At 56.5% G+C, this 16,440-nt stretch carries 21 protein-coding genes and 2 tRNA genes; 4 read left to right on the top strand and 19 right to left on the bottom strand.

The genetic code is table 11. The annotated features are described in order from the left end of the window. Positions 1-88: 88 nt before the first annotated feature. The gene (gene efp, locus HW273_RS05025; protein WP_179010736.1) at positions 89-646 is read right to left on the bottom strand and encodes an elongation factor P; all 558 of its coding nucleotides are present in this window, start codon (positions 644-646) and stop codon (positions 89-91) included. Positions 647-1,113: 467 nt separating this feature from the next. Between efp and HW273_RS05020 the strand changes: the two genes are divergently transcribed. From HW273_RS05020 to HW273_RS05005, 4 genes are all read left to right on the top strand, one after another. After that, positions 1,114-2,250: a [citrate (pro-3S)-lyase] ligase gene (locus tag HW273_RS05020; protein WP_179010735.1), complete on the top strand. Its 1,137-nt coding sequence runs from the start codon at positions 1,114-1,116 to the stop codon at positions 2,248-2,250. A 142-nt stretch (positions 2,251-2,392) separates the two neighbouring features. Next, entirely contained in the window at positions 2,393-2,611 is a 219-nt protein-coding gene (locus tag HW273_RS05015; protein ID WP_179010734.1) for a hypothetical protein, read from the top strand. Between the two features lie 50 nt (positions 2,612-2,661). After that, the gene (locus HW273_RS05010) at positions 2,662-3,696 is read left to right on the top strand and encodes a triphosphoribosyl-dephospho-CoA synthase (protein ID WP_179010733.1); all 1,035 of its coding nucleotides are present in this window, start codon (positions 2,662-2,664) and stop codon (positions 3,694-3,696) included. Next, positions 3,689-4,555 (top strand): histidinol-phosphatase HisJ family protein, encoded by an 867-nt coding sequence (locus HW273_RS05005; RefSeq protein ID WP_179010732.1) that lies wholly within the window; start codon positions 3,689-3,691, stop codon positions 4,553-4,555. Before HW273_RS05010 ends, HW273_RS05005 begins: the two co-directional genes overlap by 8 nt. A 107-nt stretch (positions 4,556-4,662) precedes the next feature. On the opposite strand, the gene HW273_RS05000 is transcribed toward HW273_RS05005, so the two are convergent. The 18 genes from HW273_RS05000 to gmk all read right to left on the bottom strand — a co-directional run bounded on the left by HW273_RS05000 (position 4,663) and on the right by gmk (position 16,437). Then, positions 4,663-4,734, bottom strand: a tRNA-Glu gene (locus HW273_RS05000). A gap of 36 nt (positions 4,735-4,770) precedes the next feature. Beyond that, positions 4,771-4,842, bottom strand: a tRNA-Glu gene (locus HW273_RS04995). Positions 4,843-5,051: 209 nt separating this feature from the next. Beyond that, a complete protein-coding gene (locus HW273_RS04990; protein WP_179010731.1) occupies positions 5,052-5,645 on the bottom strand; it encodes a vacuolar family H+-ATPase subunit H in 594 nt (197 codons plus the stop codon). Positions 5,646-5,651: 6 nt separating this feature from the next. Beyond that, complete coding sequence (gene coaD, locus HW273_RS04985; protein ID WP_179010730.1) at positions 5,652-6,131, bottom strand: pantetheine-phosphate adenylyltransferase; 480 nt, start codon at positions 6,129-6,131, stop codon at positions 5,652-5,654. A 10-nt stretch (positions 6,132-6,141) separates the two neighbouring features. Next, the gene (gene rsmD / locus HW273_RS04980; protein WP_179010729.1) at positions 6,142-6,696 is read right to left on the bottom strand and encodes a 16S rRNA (guanine(966)-N(2))-methyltransferase RsmD; all 555 of its coding nucleotides are present in this window, start codon (positions 6,694-6,696) and stop codon (positions 6,142-6,144) included. Between the two features lie 64 nt (positions 6,697-6,760). After that, complete coding sequence (gene recG / locus HW273_RS04975; RefSeq protein WP_179012438.1) at positions 6,761-8,902, bottom strand: ATP-dependent DNA helicase RecG; 2,142 nt, start codon at positions 8,900-8,902, stop codon at positions 6,761-6,763. A gap of 94 nt (positions 8,903-8,996) precedes the next feature. Next, on the bottom strand, positions 8,997-10,694 hold the full coding sequence (locus HW273_RS04970) for a DAK2 domain-containing protein (protein ID WP_179010728.1): 1,698 nt from the start codon (positions 10,692-10,694) through the stop codon (positions 8,997-8,999). A 36-nt stretch (positions 10,695-10,730) separates the two neighbouring features. Further along, positions 10,731-11,090, bottom strand: coding sequence for an Asp23/Gls24 family envelope stress response protein (locus HW273_RS04965; RefSeq protein ID WP_179010727.1), 360 nt, complete (start codon positions 11,088-11,090; stop codon positions 10,731-10,733). Positions 11,091-11,304: 214 nt separating this feature from the next. Next, entirely contained in the window at positions 11,305-11,529 is a 225-nt protein-coding gene (gene rpmB / locus HW273_RS04960) for a 50S ribosomal protein L28 (RefSeq protein WP_179010726.1), read from the bottom strand. Between the two features lie 95 nt (positions 11,530-11,624). Next, positions 11,625-12,065, bottom strand: coding sequence for a GerW family sporulation protein (locus tag HW273_RS04955; RefSeq protein WP_179010725.1), 441 nt, complete (start codon positions 12,063-12,065; stop codon positions 11,625-11,627). Next, entirely contained in the window at positions 12,062-12,490 is a 429-nt protein-coding gene (locus HW273_RS04950) for a hypothetical protein (RefSeq protein WP_179010724.1), read from the bottom strand. Before HW273_RS04950 ends, HW273_RS04955 begins: the two co-directional genes overlap by 4 nt. Then, on the bottom strand, positions 12,490-12,828 hold the full coding sequence (locus HW273_RS04945) for a hypothetical protein (protein ID WP_179010723.1): 339 nt from the start codon (positions 12,826-12,828) through the stop codon (positions 12,490-12,492). Before HW273_RS04945 ends, HW273_RS04950 begins: the two co-directional genes overlap by 1 nt. Continuing rightward, positions 12,825-13,094, bottom strand: coding sequence for a hypothetical protein (locus HW273_RS04940; RefSeq protein ID WP_179010722.1), 270 nt, complete (start codon positions 13,092-13,094; stop codon positions 12,825-12,827). Before HW273_RS04940 ends, HW273_RS04945 begins: the two co-directional genes overlap by 4 nt. A 1-nt stretch (position 13,095) precedes the next feature. Then, positions 13,096-13,620, bottom strand: a complete 525-nt coding sequence (locus HW273_RS04935) for a CinA family protein (protein ID WP_179010721.1) — start codon at positions 13,618-13,620, stop codon at positions 13,096-13,098. Beyond that, complete coding sequence (gene pgsA, locus HW273_RS04930) at positions 13,620-14,162, bottom strand: CDP-diacylglycerol--glycerol-3-phosphate 3-phosphatidyltransferase (protein ID WP_179010720.1); 543 nt, start codon at positions 14,160-14,162, stop codon at positions 13,620-13,622. The genes HW273_RS04935 and pgsA overlap by 1 nt, the downstream gene beginning before the upstream one ends. Further along, entirely contained in the window at positions 14,146-15,426 is a 1,281-nt protein-coding gene (rimO, locus tag HW273_RS04925; RefSeq protein ID WP_179010719.1) for a 30S ribosomal protein S12 methylthiotransferase RimO, read from the bottom strand. Before rimO ends, pgsA begins: the two co-directional genes overlap by 17 nt. Then, positions 15,423-15,818 (bottom strand): DNA-directed RNA polymerase subunit omega, encoded by a 396-nt coding sequence (gene rpoZ / locus HW273_RS04920; RefSeq protein ID WP_179010718.1) that lies wholly within the window; start codon positions 15,816-15,818, stop codon positions 15,423-15,425. The genes rimO and rpoZ overlap by 4 nt, the downstream gene beginning before the upstream one ends. After that, positions 15,799-16,437 (bottom strand): guanylate kinase, encoded by a 639-nt coding sequence (gene gmk, locus HW273_RS04915; RefSeq protein WP_179010717.1) that lies wholly within the window; start codon positions 16,435-16,437, stop codon positions 15,799-15,801. Before gmk ends, rpoZ begins: the two co-directional genes overlap by 20 nt. Positions 16,438-16,440 lie beyond the last annotated feature (3 nt).

Below are 16,440 nucleotides of genomic sequence, written 5' to 3'. Positions count from 1 at the left end.
CCACCGCCGCTCGGAATCATGCGGAGCCCCCCTGAAACGGAAAACGGCTCCCCCTGCGGGAAGCCGTCCTCATCAGAACGATATCCTCTTACCCTCTGGAAACATATTCGCCGTCTACCGTGGAAACGATGACCTTGTCTCCGATATTCACGAACAGAGGAACCTGAATCTCTGCGCCGGTCTCAAGTGTCGCCGGCTTCGTCGCACCGGTAGTGGTATTCCCCTTCACACCCGGCTCGGTGTGGGTAACCTCGAGGGTGACCTTCAGCGGCGGCTCCACAGAGAACACATTGCCCTGATAGGAAACCACCTTGCAGATCTCATTCTCCTTTACATATTTCATGGAATCCGCGATCTGCTCATGGGAAAGCGCGATCTGCTCGAAGCTCTCATTGTTCATAAAGTTGTACATCTCGCCGTCATCATAAAGATACTGCATATCCACACGGTCGATGTGTGCCGGCGGGAACTTCTCGGTCGGGCGGAAGGTTCTCTCGGTCACGCCGCCGTTGATGACGTTCTTAAGCTTCGTCCTGACGAACGCGGCGCCCTTCCCCGGCTTAACATGCTGGAACTCGATGATCTGTACGACCTGTCCCTCGATTTCCAGTGTAACGCCGTTTCTGAAATCACTTGCTGAAACCATAAAATCCTCCTAAAATTCACAAAAAGCTTTTCTAAAGGAACCGCCTGCCTGTCCCCCCGATTCCCCGTCAATGCGCGTTCGCTTCCGAAGATCCGCACCGGGCGGGTGGGCATAGTATCCCTGTCTGCCCATAAACACTGAAATATTCTAATATAAAAGCGCCCGAAGCGCAAGCTTTCCCTTTGCATTTTCCTCTTTCGGGGTGAAATGCGGGCTGTAAATCCATATTTCACCCATTCATTTGATCCTATAAGCAAAGCTGAGGTCTCTTTCTCAAGGGAACCTGTTCAAAGCTTCCTGTAAATTCACATAGTATCCGGAGAAAGTAATTGTAGAATTTCTTCCTGATTCAGAGTAATATTGGATAGAGCATACTATTGAATTGCTTCATCGGTTCGCAAGATTTTATACCGCCCTGCAGATAAGCTTTTTCTTCGCCCGCCACGGTACGGGCTCTAAGGAGCGCCATGTCAGAATATCGTATCACCGCCGTTTCTGAAAAGGATCATTATACAAATGAAGAGGTCGACCGCCTTCTCCGCCGGGAGCAGCTCCGCCGCGACCGAAATCTCGACTATACCTGTGCCATGCTGGATGAGGAGGGACAGGTCATCGCGACAGGAAGCCTCTTTCGAAACACCCTCCGCTGTCTCGCGGTCGACAGCACGCATCAGGGCGAGGCGCTGATGAACGATGTCGTGAGCCATCTGATTGAGGAGCAGTACCGGAGAGGCAATTACCACCTTTTCCTCTATACGAAATGCAGCGCTTCCAGATTCTTCGGGAGTCTCGGCTTTTACGAGATCATCCGCGTTCCGGAGCAGCTGGTCTTCATGGAGAACAGACCCTCCGGCTTCCGGAATTATCTCGCCGGGCTCCGAAGTGAAACGAAGACACAGCTGATCGAGCGCGGCATAGACTGTGCACGTTTCCTCCCCATACCGCGCTGCTGTGAGGAAGGACAGGATTGCGGCGGCTCCGCCGCTATGCCAAGGATCAGTGCGATCGTGATGAACGCCAACCCCTTCACGAGGGGGCACCGCTATCTGATTGAGAAAGCGCTCGCGGAATCCGAGCTGCTCCATCTCTTTCTGGTCTCGGAGGACAGCAGTCTCATCCCCTATGCGGTTCGAAAGAAGCTCGTGCTGGAGGGCTGCAGTGATCTCCGGAACATCGTCTTCCATGACAGCGGCTCCTACATCATCAGCTCCGCCACCTTTCCGGCATACTTCCAGAAGGACCAGGAATCGGTGATACGGAGTCAGGCAAGTCTGGATCTCCGGATCTTCACCGAGATCTCCCCTCTTCTCGGCATCCGCACACGCTATGTCGGCACAGAGCCCAGCTCCTTCGTGACCGGACTCTACAACGAGCTCATGCAAACCGCCCTGCCGGAGGCAGGAATAGCCTGCCGTGTCCTCCCGCGGCTTATGCACGAGGGCGTCCCCGTTTCCGCCTCCACTGTCCGGACACTGCTCCGGGAAGGAGACTTCGAGCGGCTGCGTCCGCTCGTTCCCGAGAGCACCTATCGCTTCTTCCGCTCTGAAGAGGCAGAGTCCGTCCTCCGGCAGCTCCGCGAAGTGCGAAAGGTCACGCATTATTAGGGGAACACGGATTCCCCATGTAATGAACTGCGGTGCATTCCGTATCCATCCCGCAGGCGAAGCCACGTCACACGAAGCGACGTGTAAGCATCGCGAGAGTGCGAATGATTGTTAGCTGCGCGAAAAGAGAAAGGGAAAAACCATGATTAAAATTCTGGCACTGCTTCTGCTCCTCGCAATGGGAGCGTTGAGCTGTCTGATCTTCCGAAGGGGTCTCCGGCAGGACGCACCGGAGTCAAAAAACTGCGGGAAGGGCTGCACGGGCTGCGGCGGTGCGGCGTTCTGCAGCGATGTGAAGCGCCTTTCACAGCTCGCCGAGAAGCAGTCTGCAAAAAATGTCAAGGACAGCGGGCGGACATAATACGTCCGCTTCTTTTCGTATCTGCCGTTTCGGGCGGGAAAAGGAAACGTATGACAGAAGATAAACAGCACAGACAGCTGCGGAAAGCGATGCAGCTGCGCATCCACGATGCACTGCTGGGCGAGGTCTACACGACGCCCAAGCCGGGGCTCGTCGATCTCCACGACAACGGCGCGCATCGGGACATGGATGTCCACACCTTCGAACGAAGCACAGCGGCGATCACCCCCTTCCTCTCCCGGATGTTCGAGCAGGGATACTGCGCGCGCCCTTATCAGGAAGCAGGGCAGCCTCAGGACGACTGTACCGAAGCAGAGCGGCTCTTCCTCTCTATCCGCCGCACTGGCATCGAGGCGGAGCAGGCGATGCTCCGGGCAACCGGCGGTGTCAATACGCATAAGGGAATGCTCTTCAGCATGGGAATCGCGCTCGCCGCCTACGGCAACATGCTTCAGGTGCTGCCGCCCGCGGCAGACGGCTCTTCCGCCGCGCAGGAGCCTTCGTCTTCCTCCTGCACGCATCCTCTCCGCGCTGTGCCGGCAGAGTCTGTCCTCGAGACCGCAGGGCGCATGACAGCACGGATCCTCACTGCGGAATTCGAACAAATGCAGCATTCCGTTCCCAAAACCTACGGCGAACGGCTCTTCCGCCGCTTCGGGGAGAGAGGCATCCGCGGACAGGCGATTGAGGGCTTCCCGATCCTGCGCTATACTGCGCTTCCGGCGATCCGGCGCTATACCGCGTATGCACTGGAGCGCACCGGAGGCGCGGCGCTCCCTCCGACGCTCCTGAACGCTGTCCGCCTGAACACGCTTCTCGCTGTCATGGCGAAGCTAAACGATACGAATGTCCTGAGCCGGAGCAACCCGGAAACAATGCTCCTCCTTCGGCAGCGGGCAGCGAAAATCCTCGCAGCAGGCGGCGCATTCCGGGAGGAGGGGCTCTCCGCACTCTCTATTCTGAATCAGGAATGCATCCGGAGAAATATCAGTCCCGGCGGCGCGGCGGACATGCTCGCCGTCGCGATCCTTCTACATGGACTGGAGCAGGAAATCGGCGATATGGAAGGAGACTCAAATGCTTGATTACCATGTCCACAGCGCATACAGCGACGATTCCGACTATCCGATGGAAGCCGTCGTGCAGGATGCGATCCGGCGCGGCATCCGCGAGCTCTGCTTCACGGATCATGTCGATTACGGCGTTAAGCGGGACTGGGATGATCCGCGCGGCATCGAATACCGACGGGGAGACATCGGAGAGCCTGTGCAGGTAGCGAATGCCAATGTCGACTATCCCCGCTATGTCTCGGAGCTTCGCACGCTGCAGCAGAAATATCGGTCGGAGATTACGCTCCGGCTGGGACTGGAGTTCGGAATGCAGGTTCACACGATCCCGGCATACGAACGGCTTTTCACCCGCTATCCCTTCGATTTTATCATCATGTCCCTGCACCAGATAGATGATCAGGAATTCTGGACGCAGGACTACCAGAGGAGGAAGAGCCAGCAGGAATATAATGAGGGCTTCTACCGGGAGACGCTCCGCGTCATCCGGCGATACAAAAACTACAGCGTAATCGGACATCTCGACTCTATCGTCCGCTATGATCTGCAGGGCATCTATCCCTTCGAGAAGCGGAAGCTCCTGCTCTCGGAAATTCTGAAAACCGTGATCCGGGACGGGAAGGGCATCGAGGTCAACACCTCAAGCCACCGCTACGGTCTTCCGGATCTGACCCCATCCCGCGATATCCTGCATCTCTACCGCTCGCTCGGCGGAGAGCTCCTGACGATCGGCAGCGACAGCCATAAGCCTGCCCACCTCGGCGCTTATCTGCGGGAGACGCTGGAGGAGCTTTGGGAAATGGGGTATCGGCGGGTCTACAGCTTCGAGCGGATGCGTCCGCTTCCGCATGAAATTGCGGCGCTTCTGGGACGCTGAATCCCTCCGGCACAGATATTCTCTTCCTTATGCTGCTCGGCTTTCCTTCATGAAGCAGAGCAGCTTGCCATAGAAAAACCCTCCGAGAAAACTCGGAGGGTTTTTCGTGACGAATCCGGGAATCGAACCCGGGATTCAGCCGTGAGAGGGCTGCGTCTTAACCGCTTGACCAATTCGCCATAGATCTTAGCTTTTACCGTTTCTTTCGAAACAAGTGACGAATCCGGGAATCGAACCCGGGATTCAGCCGTGAGAGGGCTGCGTCTTAACCGCTTGACCAATTCGCCATATCAGAGTCGCTTTGCTGTATCTCCCGCGCTGCGACCCATGTATCATATCAGATCAGCTATCCACTGTCAATACTTTTATTATATAAGTCCCCTGTCAAGCAGACCAACGCAAGGCAAGCCTGCTTGCGCGAGTATTCGGACATTTGACAGCGGAATGACGCGCAGGAGCTATAGGATTGGCAGTGCCGAAGGTTTCGGCATGGGGATTATTGTACAGGCTCCTGGGCAGCTCCCTCCGCAGTATTCTCTCCCTGCTGCACGAAGGACTTCGACAGCTCCCTCCGATTGCTCGTGATGATATCGCAGGAATTCTGGAGGGAGGACAGCAGGGCATTGAAGCGGCTCTGCGCCTCTCCCATGCTGTGACTCACGATCGTCTCCAGACTCGCGAGCATCTCATCCGTATACTTGATGGCATTGCTGCGGATGTTATTCGCGTCCGCAACCGCATTGTTTACGATCAGGTCTGCCTGCGCCTGCGCCTGCTGCACCAGCTCATTCGCGCGAAGGTACGCCTGCTGCATCACCTCATTGTCCGAGATCATCTCCTCCGTCTGCGCCTTCGCATCCTTCAGCATCCCGTCCGCCTGCACCTTCGCGTCCTGCAGGATCGCCTCCTGCTGGGAAATGATCTTCTGGTACTTCTTGATCTCCTCCGGCACACGAAGACGCAGCTCGACCAGAAGCTCTTCCATCTCTTCCTTATTTACCAGAATCTTCGTATTGGATAACGGCTGATACTTACAGCTGTCAATATAATCCTCAATCTCGCCGATCAACTGTTCTATTCTGCTACTCATCCCTATTCACCTGTTCCATCGATCCTTCATTTTTTCCATCACATTTTCAGGGACAAAAGCATGGATATCTCCTCCAAAGCTGGCGATCTCCTTCACCGTACTGGAGCTCAGATAAGAATATTTCAGATTCGTCGTCAAAAAGATCGTATCGATATCCGCTGCGATCACCTTGTTCGTCTGCGCCAGCTGCAACTCATATTCAAAATCCGTGACTGCACGCAGCCCTCTCAATATGATCGTCGCACCGCAGCGTCTGGCATAGTCCACCGTCAGCCCGTCGAAAGCCGCGACCTCTACATTTTCCATGTCTTTCGTCAAATCCTTAATCATTCTAACACGTTCTTCCATGGAAAACAACGGACTTTTTGCACTGTTTGTCAGGACACCGACCACAAGCTTATCGACAATTTTCGAGCCTCTCACGATAATATCCAGATGCCCGAAGGTCACCGGATCGAAAGAGCCCGGATACAGAGCTATCTTCATACGCCGCCTCTTATTTCTGTCTCAGGAAGACATGCTTATTGGACTTATAGATCTTTTCACGGATGATCTCATAGCCCAGCGCTTCAGCATCCCAAAAATCATCCCGAAGCGCCGCCTCGATGATAAAAAGAGTATCCTCCGAAACATAATCCATGCCGTGAAGGAGGGAGAGAGCCTTCCGCTCCAGCCCCTGCCCGTAGGGCGGATCGATGAAAACGATGCCGAAATGATGTCCCCGGTTCCGGAGCCGGTTCAGCGCCATCATATAGTCGCCCTGAATCAGCTCCGCCCGCTCCGTAAGCCGTGTGTGACGCAGATTTTCCCGTATGCATTCTGCTGCCGCCTTATTATTGTCCGAGAAGACCGCGAAGCGTGCGCCTCTGGACAGCGCCTCGATCCCGATACCGCCGGAACCGGCGAAAAGATCCAGAAACTCCACGTCCGGAATGTCAAACTGCAGCATATTAAAAAGAGTTTCCTTGATCCGATCCTGCGTCGGGCGGGTATCCATCGAATCCAAGGTCTTCAACGTAAGCCGCCGTGCCGTCCCTGCAATTACTCTCATTTTTCCCTCATTTCTCATTCAATGCGCACGCCCGTAAGCCGCGCGTCTTACTCCTGCTGCCGCGCTACAGCGTCCCGCTTTCCTCAAGATACGCGGCGAGCCGCAGCCGAAGCGGTTCATGCTCCGGCAGCCGCAGCTCTGCGTCCTTCGAGAAGAGATAGCGCGCATCCTCCGCCGCCTGCGCGAGTAATTCCCTGTCCTGATACACATCTGCCATCGTAAACAGCAGCTCTCCGGACTGCCGGATACCGAAGAGGTCGCCCGGCCCTCTCAGCCGGAGATCCTCCTCTGCGATATGAAAGCCGTCATTGCTCGCGGCAAGAATTGAAAGACGTTCTCTGGAGCTCTTTGAATTCTTCTCATCCAGAAAAATGCAGTAGCTCTGAAGCTCCGATCTGCCAACGCGCCCCCGAAGCTGATGCAGCTGTGCCAGACCGAAGCGCTCCGCATTTTCGATCAGCATCACCGTCGCATTCGGAACGTCCACACCGACCTCCACCACCGTCGTGGACACCAGCAGGTCGATCTCATGGCGGAGAAACGCCGCCATGACCCGCTCCTTTTCCTCCGCCTTCATCCTGCCGTGAAGTCCCGCGATCCGCACCTCCTTCGGGAAGACAGCGCGTAACCTCGGCAGCTCCTCCTCCACATTCCGAAGCTCTATCGTATCATTTTTTTCGATCATAGGACAGATCAAATATGCCTGTCTGCCCCTCTGGATCTCTCCGTAGAGGAAGCGGTACGCTTTCTGCCGCTCCTGATCCTGAATCACCGCGTTCCGGATCGGGAGCCGATTCTTCGGAAGCTCTGTGATCCGGGACACCTGCATATCGATATAGAGCAGCAGAGCCAGCGTCCGCGGAATCGGCGTCGCCGACATTACGAGGACATGGGGTCTGCCTCCCTTTTCCGTTAGCTCCCTCCGCTGCAATACACCGAAGCGGTGCTGCTCATCGGTCACAACCAAAGCAAGCTGCCGGTACTCTGTTCTTTCCTGAAAGAGCGCGTGCGTCCCGACCACGAGCTGCACCGTGCCATCCGCGATCCGCTGATACACTTCCCGCTTCTCCCCCGCGCTCATCCCGCCGGTCAGAAGCACAGCCCTGAGCGGAAGCCCGTGCTGCAAAAGCAGCGCGCAGAGCTTATCATAATGCTGGCGGGCGAGAAGCTCCGTCGGCGCCATCAGCGCCGCCTGAAAGCCGGACAATGCTGTATCCAGCATCGCGAGAAAGGCAAGGATGGTCTTACCGGAGCCCACATCCCCCTGCAAAAGACGATTCATCACATAGCCGGAGGCGAGATCCGTCCGGATCTCCTCCAGCGCTGCCGCCTGCCCGTCCGTAAGACGGAACGGCAGATGCTTAAGGAGCGCGCAGCTCTCCGGCTGCCGTTCGATCCGGTAATCCGAAGGGCAATCCTCCGTACGGCGCTTCCTGTCCAGAAGCGCTGCCGAAAAGAGAAAGAGCTCATCGTAGGAGAGCCGCCGCCGCGCCTCCTGATACTGTTTCATGGTATCCGGAAAGTGAATGCTTCGCACTGCCTCCCGAATCGGGAGCAGCCGCCTGTTATACCGTATGCTCTCCGGCACGAAGTCAAGGAGCAGCCGCCCGAGACAAAAATCCTCCTGCGATACCCGCACTGCCCCTTCTTCGCCAAGGAGCGTAACTGCCTGCCGCACCGCCCTCTGTATCGCCCCGTTTCCGAGCCCCTTCGTCTGCCCGTAGACCGGCTCCAATCTGCCTGCCTTCTCCGCGTACTCCTCCTGCCGGAAGATCCGCGGCTGATTCATCGTCAGGCTGCTCCGATAACGTCGAAGCTTTCCATAAAACACAAAGGCGGTGCCCGCCCTCAGCACAGAACGGAGGAAGGGCGCATTGAACCAGCAGAGCTGCAGCCTTCCGCTGTCATCCCGTACGGTGACTGTCGTCATTTTCCGTCCGTTCCGGGGAAGTACCGCCGCATCCCGCTCGAGTATCCCCAGCACTGCCGCCGTCTCTCCCTCTTCGAGCGTCGCGATCGGAACCGGCTTTTCATAGGAAAGATAGGTATTCGGAAAATAACAGAGCAGCTCTCCCACCGTTTTCACACCGAGCTTCTGAAACAGCTTCTCCGTTTTTTCTCCGATTCCCCGAAGCTCCGTTAAGCGCATCCCTCTCCTCTCTTCAGCCCGGCTGCTGCAGCAGCCCTTACGCACTGCTCTGCCCATTCGGAGCGGCAGCACGACGGGGACGCCATCCAAAAAAGCCGCCGCGGCTGCGGCAGCTCCTCTCTGTCCTCTTCCGTACCACCTGCTCCGGAGACTACTCTACGGAAATAAAGTAGTAGTAGACCGGCTGTCCTCCATTCTGCAGCTCCACCTCTACGCCCGGGAAGCTCTCCTGCAGCTCCCTCTTAAGCGCCTCTGCCGCCGATACCTCCGTGTCTCTGCCATAGTACAGCGTCATGATCTCGGAGTCCTCCTTCACGAGCTTCCGGAGCGCCGTCTTCGCTGCCTCCGGAATCGTTTTCTCCACCGAAAGCAATCCGTGATCTCCGAGGCACATAATATCTCCCTCGCGGATCGTGTGTCCGTCGATCGTCGTGTTACGAACCGCGTAGGTGATCTCCGCACTCGCGACAGAGCCGATGTTCTCCGTCATTGCCGCCCGGTTTGCTTCCGCGGATGCCTCCGAATCGTAGCCGATCATCGCGGTGATGCCCTGCGGGATCGTCTTCGTCGGAATTACGAGCAGCTCCTTGTCCGTCACGAGCTCCGCTGCCTGATTTGCCGCAAGGATAATGTTCTTGTTGTTCGGCAGAATGAAAATATGCTTTGCGTTAACCGCCTCCACCGCTTTCAGGATATCCTCTGTGGACGGATTCATCGTCTGCCCGCCGGAGATCACATAGTCCACACCGATCCCCGTAAAGATCTCCTTCAGCCCATCTCCTGCGGAGACGGCAATGAAGCCGAATTCCTTCTCCGGCTCTGCCATCTTCCGCTCTGCCGCGAGCTTCTCCATCGCGGCAAGCTTCGACGCGTCCTTGATCAGCGTTTCATGATGCTCCAGCCGCATGTTATCGACCTTCATTTTGGAAAGATAGCCCATCGTGAGCCCCTTCTCGAAGGCATCGCCCGGGTGGTTGGTATGCACATGCACCTTGATGACATTCTCATCCGAGAAGCAGACGATCGAATCCCCGACACCGTTCAGCCATTCCTTGAGCTTCTCTACCTCCTCATCCGTGAATTCGTGATCCCCGTTCACCATGAACTCCGTGCAGTAACCGAAGCGGATATCCGCCGTAGAGATCTCTCCCCGGCTGACTCTCTCCGTGCCGAGGCTCGGCGCCCCCTCCGCAGAGCTGTCCGCATGAAGCGTGAGGCTTCCCTCGACCTTCTCTCCGCGGAGAGAGGCGAGCGCGCCCCTCAGAACGCACATCAAGCCCTGTCCGCCGGAATCCACGACCCCCGCCTCCTTCAGAACCGGAAGCATCTCCGGGGTCTTCTCCAGCACCTCATCGCCGTAGTCGAGCACCTTCCCGAGGAGCGAAATGCAGTCCTCCTCATTCACAGAGAGCGCAGTGATCCTCTCCGCCATGCCCTTCGCTACGGTCAGGATCGTCCCCTCCTTCGGCTTCATTACTGCCTTATATGCAGTCTCCACCGCGCGATTGAAGGCTCTGGCGAGGGTCAGGCTGTCTACGGTCTCCCCACACTCCCTGAGTTCCTTTGTGAAGCCGCGGATCAGCTGAGAAAGAATAACACCGGAATTACCGCGCGCACCGCGGAGAGAGCCGGATGCCATCGCTCTTGAGACATTATCCACGGTCGGCTCCGCGATCTCCTGCACCATTGCCGCCGCAGACAGGATGGTCATCGTCATATTCGTACCCGTATCTCCGTCCGGTACCGGAAATACATTCAGCTCGTTAATATAATCCTTTTTCGCATTCAGATTTACGGCAGCAGCCAGAAAGGCGTCCTGCAGCTCTTTTGCATTTATCTGATTACCCACAGATAAAGTCCTCCTTCACAATCCTTCGGCTGTGCCTCAGTCGATCACTCTCACTCCCTCAACAAACACATTGACCCGGTTCACGCGCATTCCGGTGAACTCTTCCAGCTTATAGCGGACATTCTCGATCAGGTTGTCCGCGACAGCCTGAATGCTGACGCCGTAAGCCACAATGACATGGAAATCAAGGTTGATCTCATTCTCGGCGATATGCACGGAAATCCCCTTCGTCAGACTCTCCTTCTTCAGAAGTCTGGCGATGCCGCCGTCCCTCGTGTATACCTTCGCCATGCCGACGATGCCGAAGCATTCCACCGCCGTGGTTCCCGCATAGGTCGCGATAACATCTGTAGTGATCTGTACTTCACCCATTTTCGATGTGTAGATGCCCTTCATATATCTTCCTTTCTTACAGCGAACGATAAACCTAGGAATACAGTCTAAGTATACACTATGTCGGAACCTCTGAAAAGCGAAACATAGGAGAGGCGTCCGCAGGCGCCTGCTCCGAGCCGCACGGAGCCCCTCACCTGCCCCGGTCAAGGGCAGAAGCAGTATACGAAGAGACACCGCGAGCTAAGTCGCGGTGTCTCAATAACGCAATGATAAATTAAGCATTCTCTACTTCGGATGCTCCAGAGGAGCCGGAAATAGCACGCTGAACCTTTCCGGATCTTAAGCAGGAAGTACATACATACATCTTTCTTGTACCGCCATTTACCTGAACTCTGACTGACTTAACGTTTGCCTTCCAAACCTTATTGGAACGTCTATGTGAATGGCTTACCTGATTTCCGAAGTGAACTGCCTTCTCACAAATTGCACACTTAGCCATGGTTGCACCTCCCTCTTGTAAAATTTGCCGCATAAATTCACGACTAAGGTATGATAGCAAATAATCAAGGGGAATGCAAGCCTTTCTTCATTTTTTTATCCGAGCGAAAGCTCCTCCGCCGTGAACTCCGGCTCCGATTCCGAAAGCAGCTCCCGCGCCTTCTCCTCCGAAGACCTGGAGACTCTGCTGCCTCCGCTGATGCGCTCGATGAGGTCGGGCAGCATATCCAGAAGCTTCGTCATTGTGTCCTGATTCTTGATGTTGATGAGCTTGCATTTGCCGTCCTGCAAGAGCAGCATTGCCGTCGGCACGATCCTCGAGCTGAGCGCACCCGCGCCCGCGTTGCCCCTGCCCTTCGCCGCCTTGTCCTGCGCGAAGGCGCCCGCGCCCATGCCCATGCTGACCTCCATGAGCGGAATCAAGGTCGTTTCCCCTACCGTAATCGGCTCTCCAACGACTGTCTTCGAGCTGATCAGCCCGTCCATCCCCCGGAAGATGCCTTCCATGATTTCCTTTGTATTATTGTTCTCTGTCATCGAGCTTCTTCCTTTCTGTATTCTCTCTCTGACTTTTCCTGCTGCTCCCCCGCCCTGCCCGAACCCTCCGGGAACAGCAGCACCCTGATTTCCCGGTTTCGAAGCAGCCGGAAGAGTGCGAGCAGAAGGTGAATCAGCCGGAGCTGCCCGCGTGCCCGAACCCTGCCGGACAGCTCGTTTCGATCAAAGTACGGTGTAAGCGTAAGCTGCTCCCCATAGAGAGGAAAGAGGAAGCTGCAAAGAGAGAGAACCTGCCCCATCCTGTACGGGTCCTCCATCCCGAGCTCTGCCACACCGGTCAGCTCCCGGAACCTCGCATAGTGAAGCAGTCTGCCGCATTCCCTAAGGAGGAGCAGCAGTGCCTCCCGGTTCTCCTCTCTCAGAAGCATTCGGAGCCGTCCCGCGGCATCTCTGATTCTTCCCATCACAGCTCCTCCGGCGCATTTCTCTCCGCTGTCTCCGCAGCATCCGGCTCTCCTCCCCGCTCCTCATCCGAGAGAAGCGTCAGAAAGGCGAGACGCAGCCGGTAAACGCTGCCTGCATTATCCATATGGAAAACGAAGCTGAGCAGCCGCTGCATCCAGCCGACACGAAGCTCCAGCAGGTACCGCCTCTCGCCCCCCTCCGGCAGCTCCCGATCCCGCTCGGCGGTGATCTCATAGCGGAACGGAAGAAAAAGCAGGAGCAAAAGCAAAAAAAGTATTAACAGCAGCAGAAAGAGGAGGCACAGCCCTATCCACTTCAGTACTGTCAATACTATCATCTCTGAAATCTCTCCTCCACCATCCTCTTAAGAAGCCGCAGGGTATCCCGGTATCCGTAGCCGATACCGAGTATCTCCCAGTCCGAACTGTCCAGCGCAGGGTTACAGAGCGATGCGGCGGGGTGGATCTCATAGAGGTTTCCATTCCGTCCTGCGATGATCACATAAGCGCCGATCTGGAGCCTGCGCTCCCGTAGATTCTCGAGAATATAGTGCCTGCGCCCCTCGGCATGCTCCCCCCAGTACATGGATTTCGAAAAAATCATATCAGTCAAAGCGGCTGAGGATCAGCCTCCGAACGAGCCGGAGCGCCTCCTTCACCGTCTGCTCCCGGATCTCCCGGCGGTTCCCTTCGAACCGGCACTCCAAAACCTTGGTTTTCCCCTTCGCGCAGGAGCCAATATAGACCAGCCCCACCGGCTTTCCTTCCATCGCGTCCGGACCGGCGTTGCCGGTTACGGATACACTGATATCCGCCTCAGACTCCATGAGCGCGCCGATCGCCATCTCCCGCGCAGTCTGCTCGGAGATCGCACCTTCCTTTTTCAGCAGTTCCTTCTTTACCGAAAGGAGCTTGCGCTTCGCCTTGTTGGAATAGGTCACGAAGCCCAGCTTGAAGCATTCGGAAGCACCCGGCACCGAAGTGACCGCCGCGGCGATCAGCCCTCCGGTCAGGCTCTCCGCCGTCGTGAGCGTCAGTCCCCGTTCCAGCAGGAGTCTGACGACCTGCTCCTCGATCGGATCGCTCTCATCATAGTGCTGCGGCAGCTTCTTCTCCCTTTTCTCTCCCATCACATTCCCCCTTCTGTAATCACCCTGCGGTTCTTCGCAATGTAATCAAAAAGCGACAGCAGCGTCAGCAGCAGCGAAAGCCAGTAAAAAAATCGGGTCAGCGCCGACATCTGCGGCAGCTTCAGGATCAGCAGCATCAGGAGAAGCATCTGCGAAACCGTCTTGAGCTTCCCCCACCAGGATGCCGCAATCACCACACCGCTGCCCGCCGCCACCAGACGAAAGCCGGAGATGATAAATTCCCTCGCGATGACGAGAATAACATACCATGCCGGAAGCTGCCCGAGCTGAATCAGACAGACCAGCCCCGAGCAGACCAGAAGCTTATCTGCCAGCGGATCCATAAACTTTCCAAAGTTTGTCACGAGATGGCATCTCCGTGCGATCTGTCCGTCCAGAAAATCCGTAAAGGACGCGATGCAGAACACGGCGAGCGCCGCGAGCCGGAACGCCTGCACCGCCCCCTCCTCCCAGAGCAGGAGCAGCACGAAGACCGGCACCAGCAGCACCCGAAGCATTGTCAGCTTATTCGGCAGATTCATCAAACTCTCCTATCAGATCATACCCGTCGCTGTCCACGATGCGCACTGTGAACATATCTCCGGAAAGCAGGTTCCGCGCATTTCCCGCAGCCACATATACCACACTGTCGATATCCGGCGCATCCATGTAGGAACGCGTGAGGTAGATCCCATTCTCCGGATCGAAGCCGGTCACCATCACCCGGAGATGCCGTCCGACCTGCTCCGCCGCCTTCTCGAAGGCAATCTCCTGCTGCAGGCGCATCAGCTCGTCCTGCCGCTGTCTCTTCAGCCGCTCCGGAAGCTGTCCCGGCAGCAGCGCCGCCGCGGTTCCCTCCTCCTGCGAATAGGGGAATACCCCCAGCCGGTCGAAGCGAAGCTCTCTGAGGAAGCGCTTCACGTTCTCGAAGTCCTCCTCTGTTTCCCCCGGGAAGCCGGTAATCAGCGTCGTCCGGAGCGCGATGTCCGGAATCTCGGCGCGCAGCCTCGCGATCCGCTCGCGGATCTCCGCCTCACGGGTCTTACGATGCATCGCCCGAAGGATACGGTCGGAGGAATGCTGGATCGGAATATCCAGATAATGACAGACCTTCGGATTTTCCCGGATCGCCCGGATCAGCGCGTCATCAATCTCCTCCGGATAGCAGTAAAGGATGCGTATCCATTCTATCCCCTCTATCCCGGAGAGCCCGGAAAGCAGCTCCGGAAGCGTCTTCCGTCCATAGAGATCCGTGCCGTAGAGCGTCGTCTCCTGCGCTACCAATATCAGCTCCCTCGTCCCGCTTTCCGCGAGCGAGCGCACCTCTCTGAGGAGATGCTCCATCGGCACGGAGCGGTAATGCCCGCGCAGTCTCGGAATGATACAGTAGGTACAGTACTTATCGCAGCCCTCGGCGATTTTCAGATAGCTGCTGTAACGATCTCCGCTCTCCACCCTCGCCATCTGGGTGTCCAGCCGATCCACATAATCTCTGACCGAGGCGATCTCATCCACCTCCGGCAGCTCCTTCCGGATTTCGTCGCGATAGCGTTCTACGAGGCAGCCGGCGACGATCAGCTTCTTCAATCTCGCCGTCTTCTTATACTCCCCCAGCTCAATAATGGTCTGGATGCTCTCCTCCTTCGCAGGCCCGATGAAGGAGCAGGTGTTGACCACCGCAATATCCGCCTCCTCCGGATCTCCGGTCACAGAGGAATCCGGGTATTTCTCCAGAAGATTACTGAGCAGCTTCTCGGAATCCACCCGGTTCTTATCGCATCCAAGCGATACCATGTACAGCTTCATTCCGCCTCGCTGTCGGACTCTGCCTCGTACTCGTCTTCTCTGCCGTCTCCGTCCTCCTCTTCCTTCTCCTCTTCCTCCTCGTACGTCTCCTCCTCGTCATCCAGCGCGTACTGTGAAAAATCCTCTCTCTCCATGCTGAGAGAAACCGGCTCGTCGTCTACCTCGGAGCCCTTCTGTATCGTCACCGCATGCTTCGAGATCTCATCCACTGCGATCGAAAGCGGCTTCCTGCCCGCCTCCCCCGGCACGAGCGGCGGCTCCCCATCGATGATCTGCCGCGCACGCTTCGCGCTCGCGATCACTACGGAATATCTGGACTCTACTTCCTTTGCAGAGTCGTCCTCCCCCTCGTTCAGAGCGCCGATCAGGTCATTATATGTTGGACGCAGCATATTCGTTCCTCCTCAAATCTTTTCTAATCTGTTCAATAATATCCATATGTACGCTTGCCCTGTCATGGGAAGCCTGAATTAGATTATGCAGTTTTTTGACACAGGTGTCAACCTGGTCATTCACCAATATATAGTCGTAGGTCTCCACGCCCTCGGATTCAATGATGGCACGACCGAGCCTCTGGTTCACGACCTCCTCCGTCTCCGTCCCCCGTCCGATTAGACGGCTCCGAAGCTCGCCTGCGCTCGGCGGAGTAATGAAGATCAGCAGCGCCTCCGGAAATCTCTGCTTGATTTTCAGCGCGCCCTGCATCTCGATCTCGAGGATGACATCCTTCCCCCTCTCCTGCTGCTCTGCGACGAACTGCCGAGGTGTCCCGTAATAGTTATCTACATATTTTGCATATTCCACGAGCTGATCCGCGTCGATCATCCGTTCGAACTCCTCCTTCGAAACGAAGAAATAAGACTTCCCGTTCACCTCTCCCGGTCTCGGCGCTCTTGTCGTCGCGGAGACAGAGAGCGCGTAATTGTCATAGCTCTCCATCAGCTCCCGCATAATGGTTCCCTTTCCGGCGCCGGAGAAACCCGATACCACCACCAATAAGCCTTTTTCCATACC

Origin of the sequence: Oribacterium sp. oral taxon 102 (assembly GCF_013394775.1) — a bacterium.
In the GTDB taxonomy this organism is placed as follows: Bacteria; Bacillota; Clostridia; order Lachnospirales; family Lachnospiraceae; genus Oribacterium.
Note: the sequence above shows the minus strand (reverse complement) of the source record. Positions and strands in the feature narration are given on the sequence as shown.

What these genes read in the sequence shown, in the direction of transcription:
- efp (WP_179010736.1), bottom strand. Translation starts at nt 646, where the DNA reads ATGGTTTCAGCAAGTGATTTCAGAAACGGCGTTACACTGGAAATCGAG.
- HW273_RS05020 (WP_179010735.1), top strand. Translation starts at nt 1,114, where the DNA reads ATGTCAGAATATCGTATCACCGCCGTTTCTGAAAAGGATCATTATACA.
- HW273_RS05015 (WP_179010734.1), top strand. Translation starts at nt 2,393, where the DNA reads ATGATTAAAATTCTGGCACTGCTTCTGCTCCTCGCAATGGGAGCGTTG.
- HW273_RS05010 (WP_179010733.1), top strand. Translation starts at nt 2,662, where the DNA reads ATGACAGAAGATAAACAGCACAGACAGCTGCGGAAAGCGATGCAGCTG.
- HW273_RS05005 (WP_179010732.1), top strand. Translation starts at nt 3,689, where the DNA reads ATGCTTGATTACCATGTCCACAGCGCATACAGCGACGATTCCGACTAT.
- HW273_RS04990 (WP_179010731.1), bottom strand. Translation starts at nt 5,645, where the DNA reads ATGAGTAGCAGAATAGAACAGTTGATCGGCGAGATTGAGGATTATATT.
- coaD (WP_179010730.1), bottom strand. Translation starts at nt 6,131, where the DNA reads ATGAAGATAGCTCTGTATCCGGGCTCTTTCGATCCGGTGACCTTCGGG.
- rsmD (WP_179010729.1), bottom strand. Translation starts at nt 6,696, where the DNA reads ATGAGAGTAATTGCAGGGACGGCACGGCGGCTTACGTTGAAGACCTTG.
- recG (WP_179012438.1), bottom strand. Translation starts at nt 8,902, where the DNA reads ATGGGCAGAGCAGTGCGTAAGGGCTGCTGCAGCAGCCGGGCTGAAGAG.
- HW273_RS04965 (WP_179010727.1), bottom strand. Translation starts at nt 11,090, where the DNA reads ATGAAGGGCATCTACACATCGAAAATGGGTGAAGTACAGATCACTACA.
- rpmB (WP_179010726.1), bottom strand. Translation starts at nt 11,529, where the DNA reads ATGGCTAAGTGTGCAATTTGTGAGAAGGCAGTTCACTTCGGAAATCAG.
- HW273_RS04955 (WP_179010725.1), bottom strand. Translation starts at nt 12,065, where the DNA reads ATGACAGAGAACAATAATACAAAGGAAATCATGGAAGGCATCTTCCGG.
- HW273_RS04950 (WP_179010724.1), bottom strand. Translation starts at nt 12,490, where the DNA reads ATGGGAAGAATCAGAGATGCCGCGGGACGGCTCCGAATGCTTCTGAGA.
- HW273_RS04945 (WP_179010723.1), bottom strand. Translation starts at nt 12,828, where the DNA reads ATGATAGTATTGACAGTACTGAAGTGGATAGGGCTGTGCCTCCTCTTT.
- HW273_RS04940 (WP_179010722.1), bottom strand. Translation starts at nt 13,094, where the DNA reads ATGATTTTTTCGAAATCCATGTACTGGGGGGAGCATGCCGAGGGGCGC.
- HW273_RS04935 (WP_179010721.1), bottom strand. Translation starts at nt 13,620, where the DNA reads ATGGGAGAGAAAAGGGAGAAGAAGCTGCCGCAGCACTATGATGAGAGC.
- pgsA (WP_179010720.1), bottom strand. Translation starts at nt 14,162, where the DNA reads ATGAATCTGCCGAATAAGCTGACAATGCTTCGGGTGCTGCTGGTGCCG.
- rimO (WP_179010719.1), bottom strand. Translation starts at nt 15,426, where the DNA reads ATGAAGCTGTACATGGTATCGCTTGGATGCGATAAGAACCGGGTGGAT.
- rpoZ (WP_179010718.1), bottom strand. Translation starts at nt 15,818, where the DNA reads ATGCTGCGTCCAACATATAATGACCTGATCGGCGCTCTGAACGAGGGG.
- gmk (WP_179010717.1), bottom strand. Translation starts at nt 16,437, where the DNA reads ATGGAAAAAGGCTTATTGGTGGTGGTATCGGGTTTCTCCGGCGCCGGA.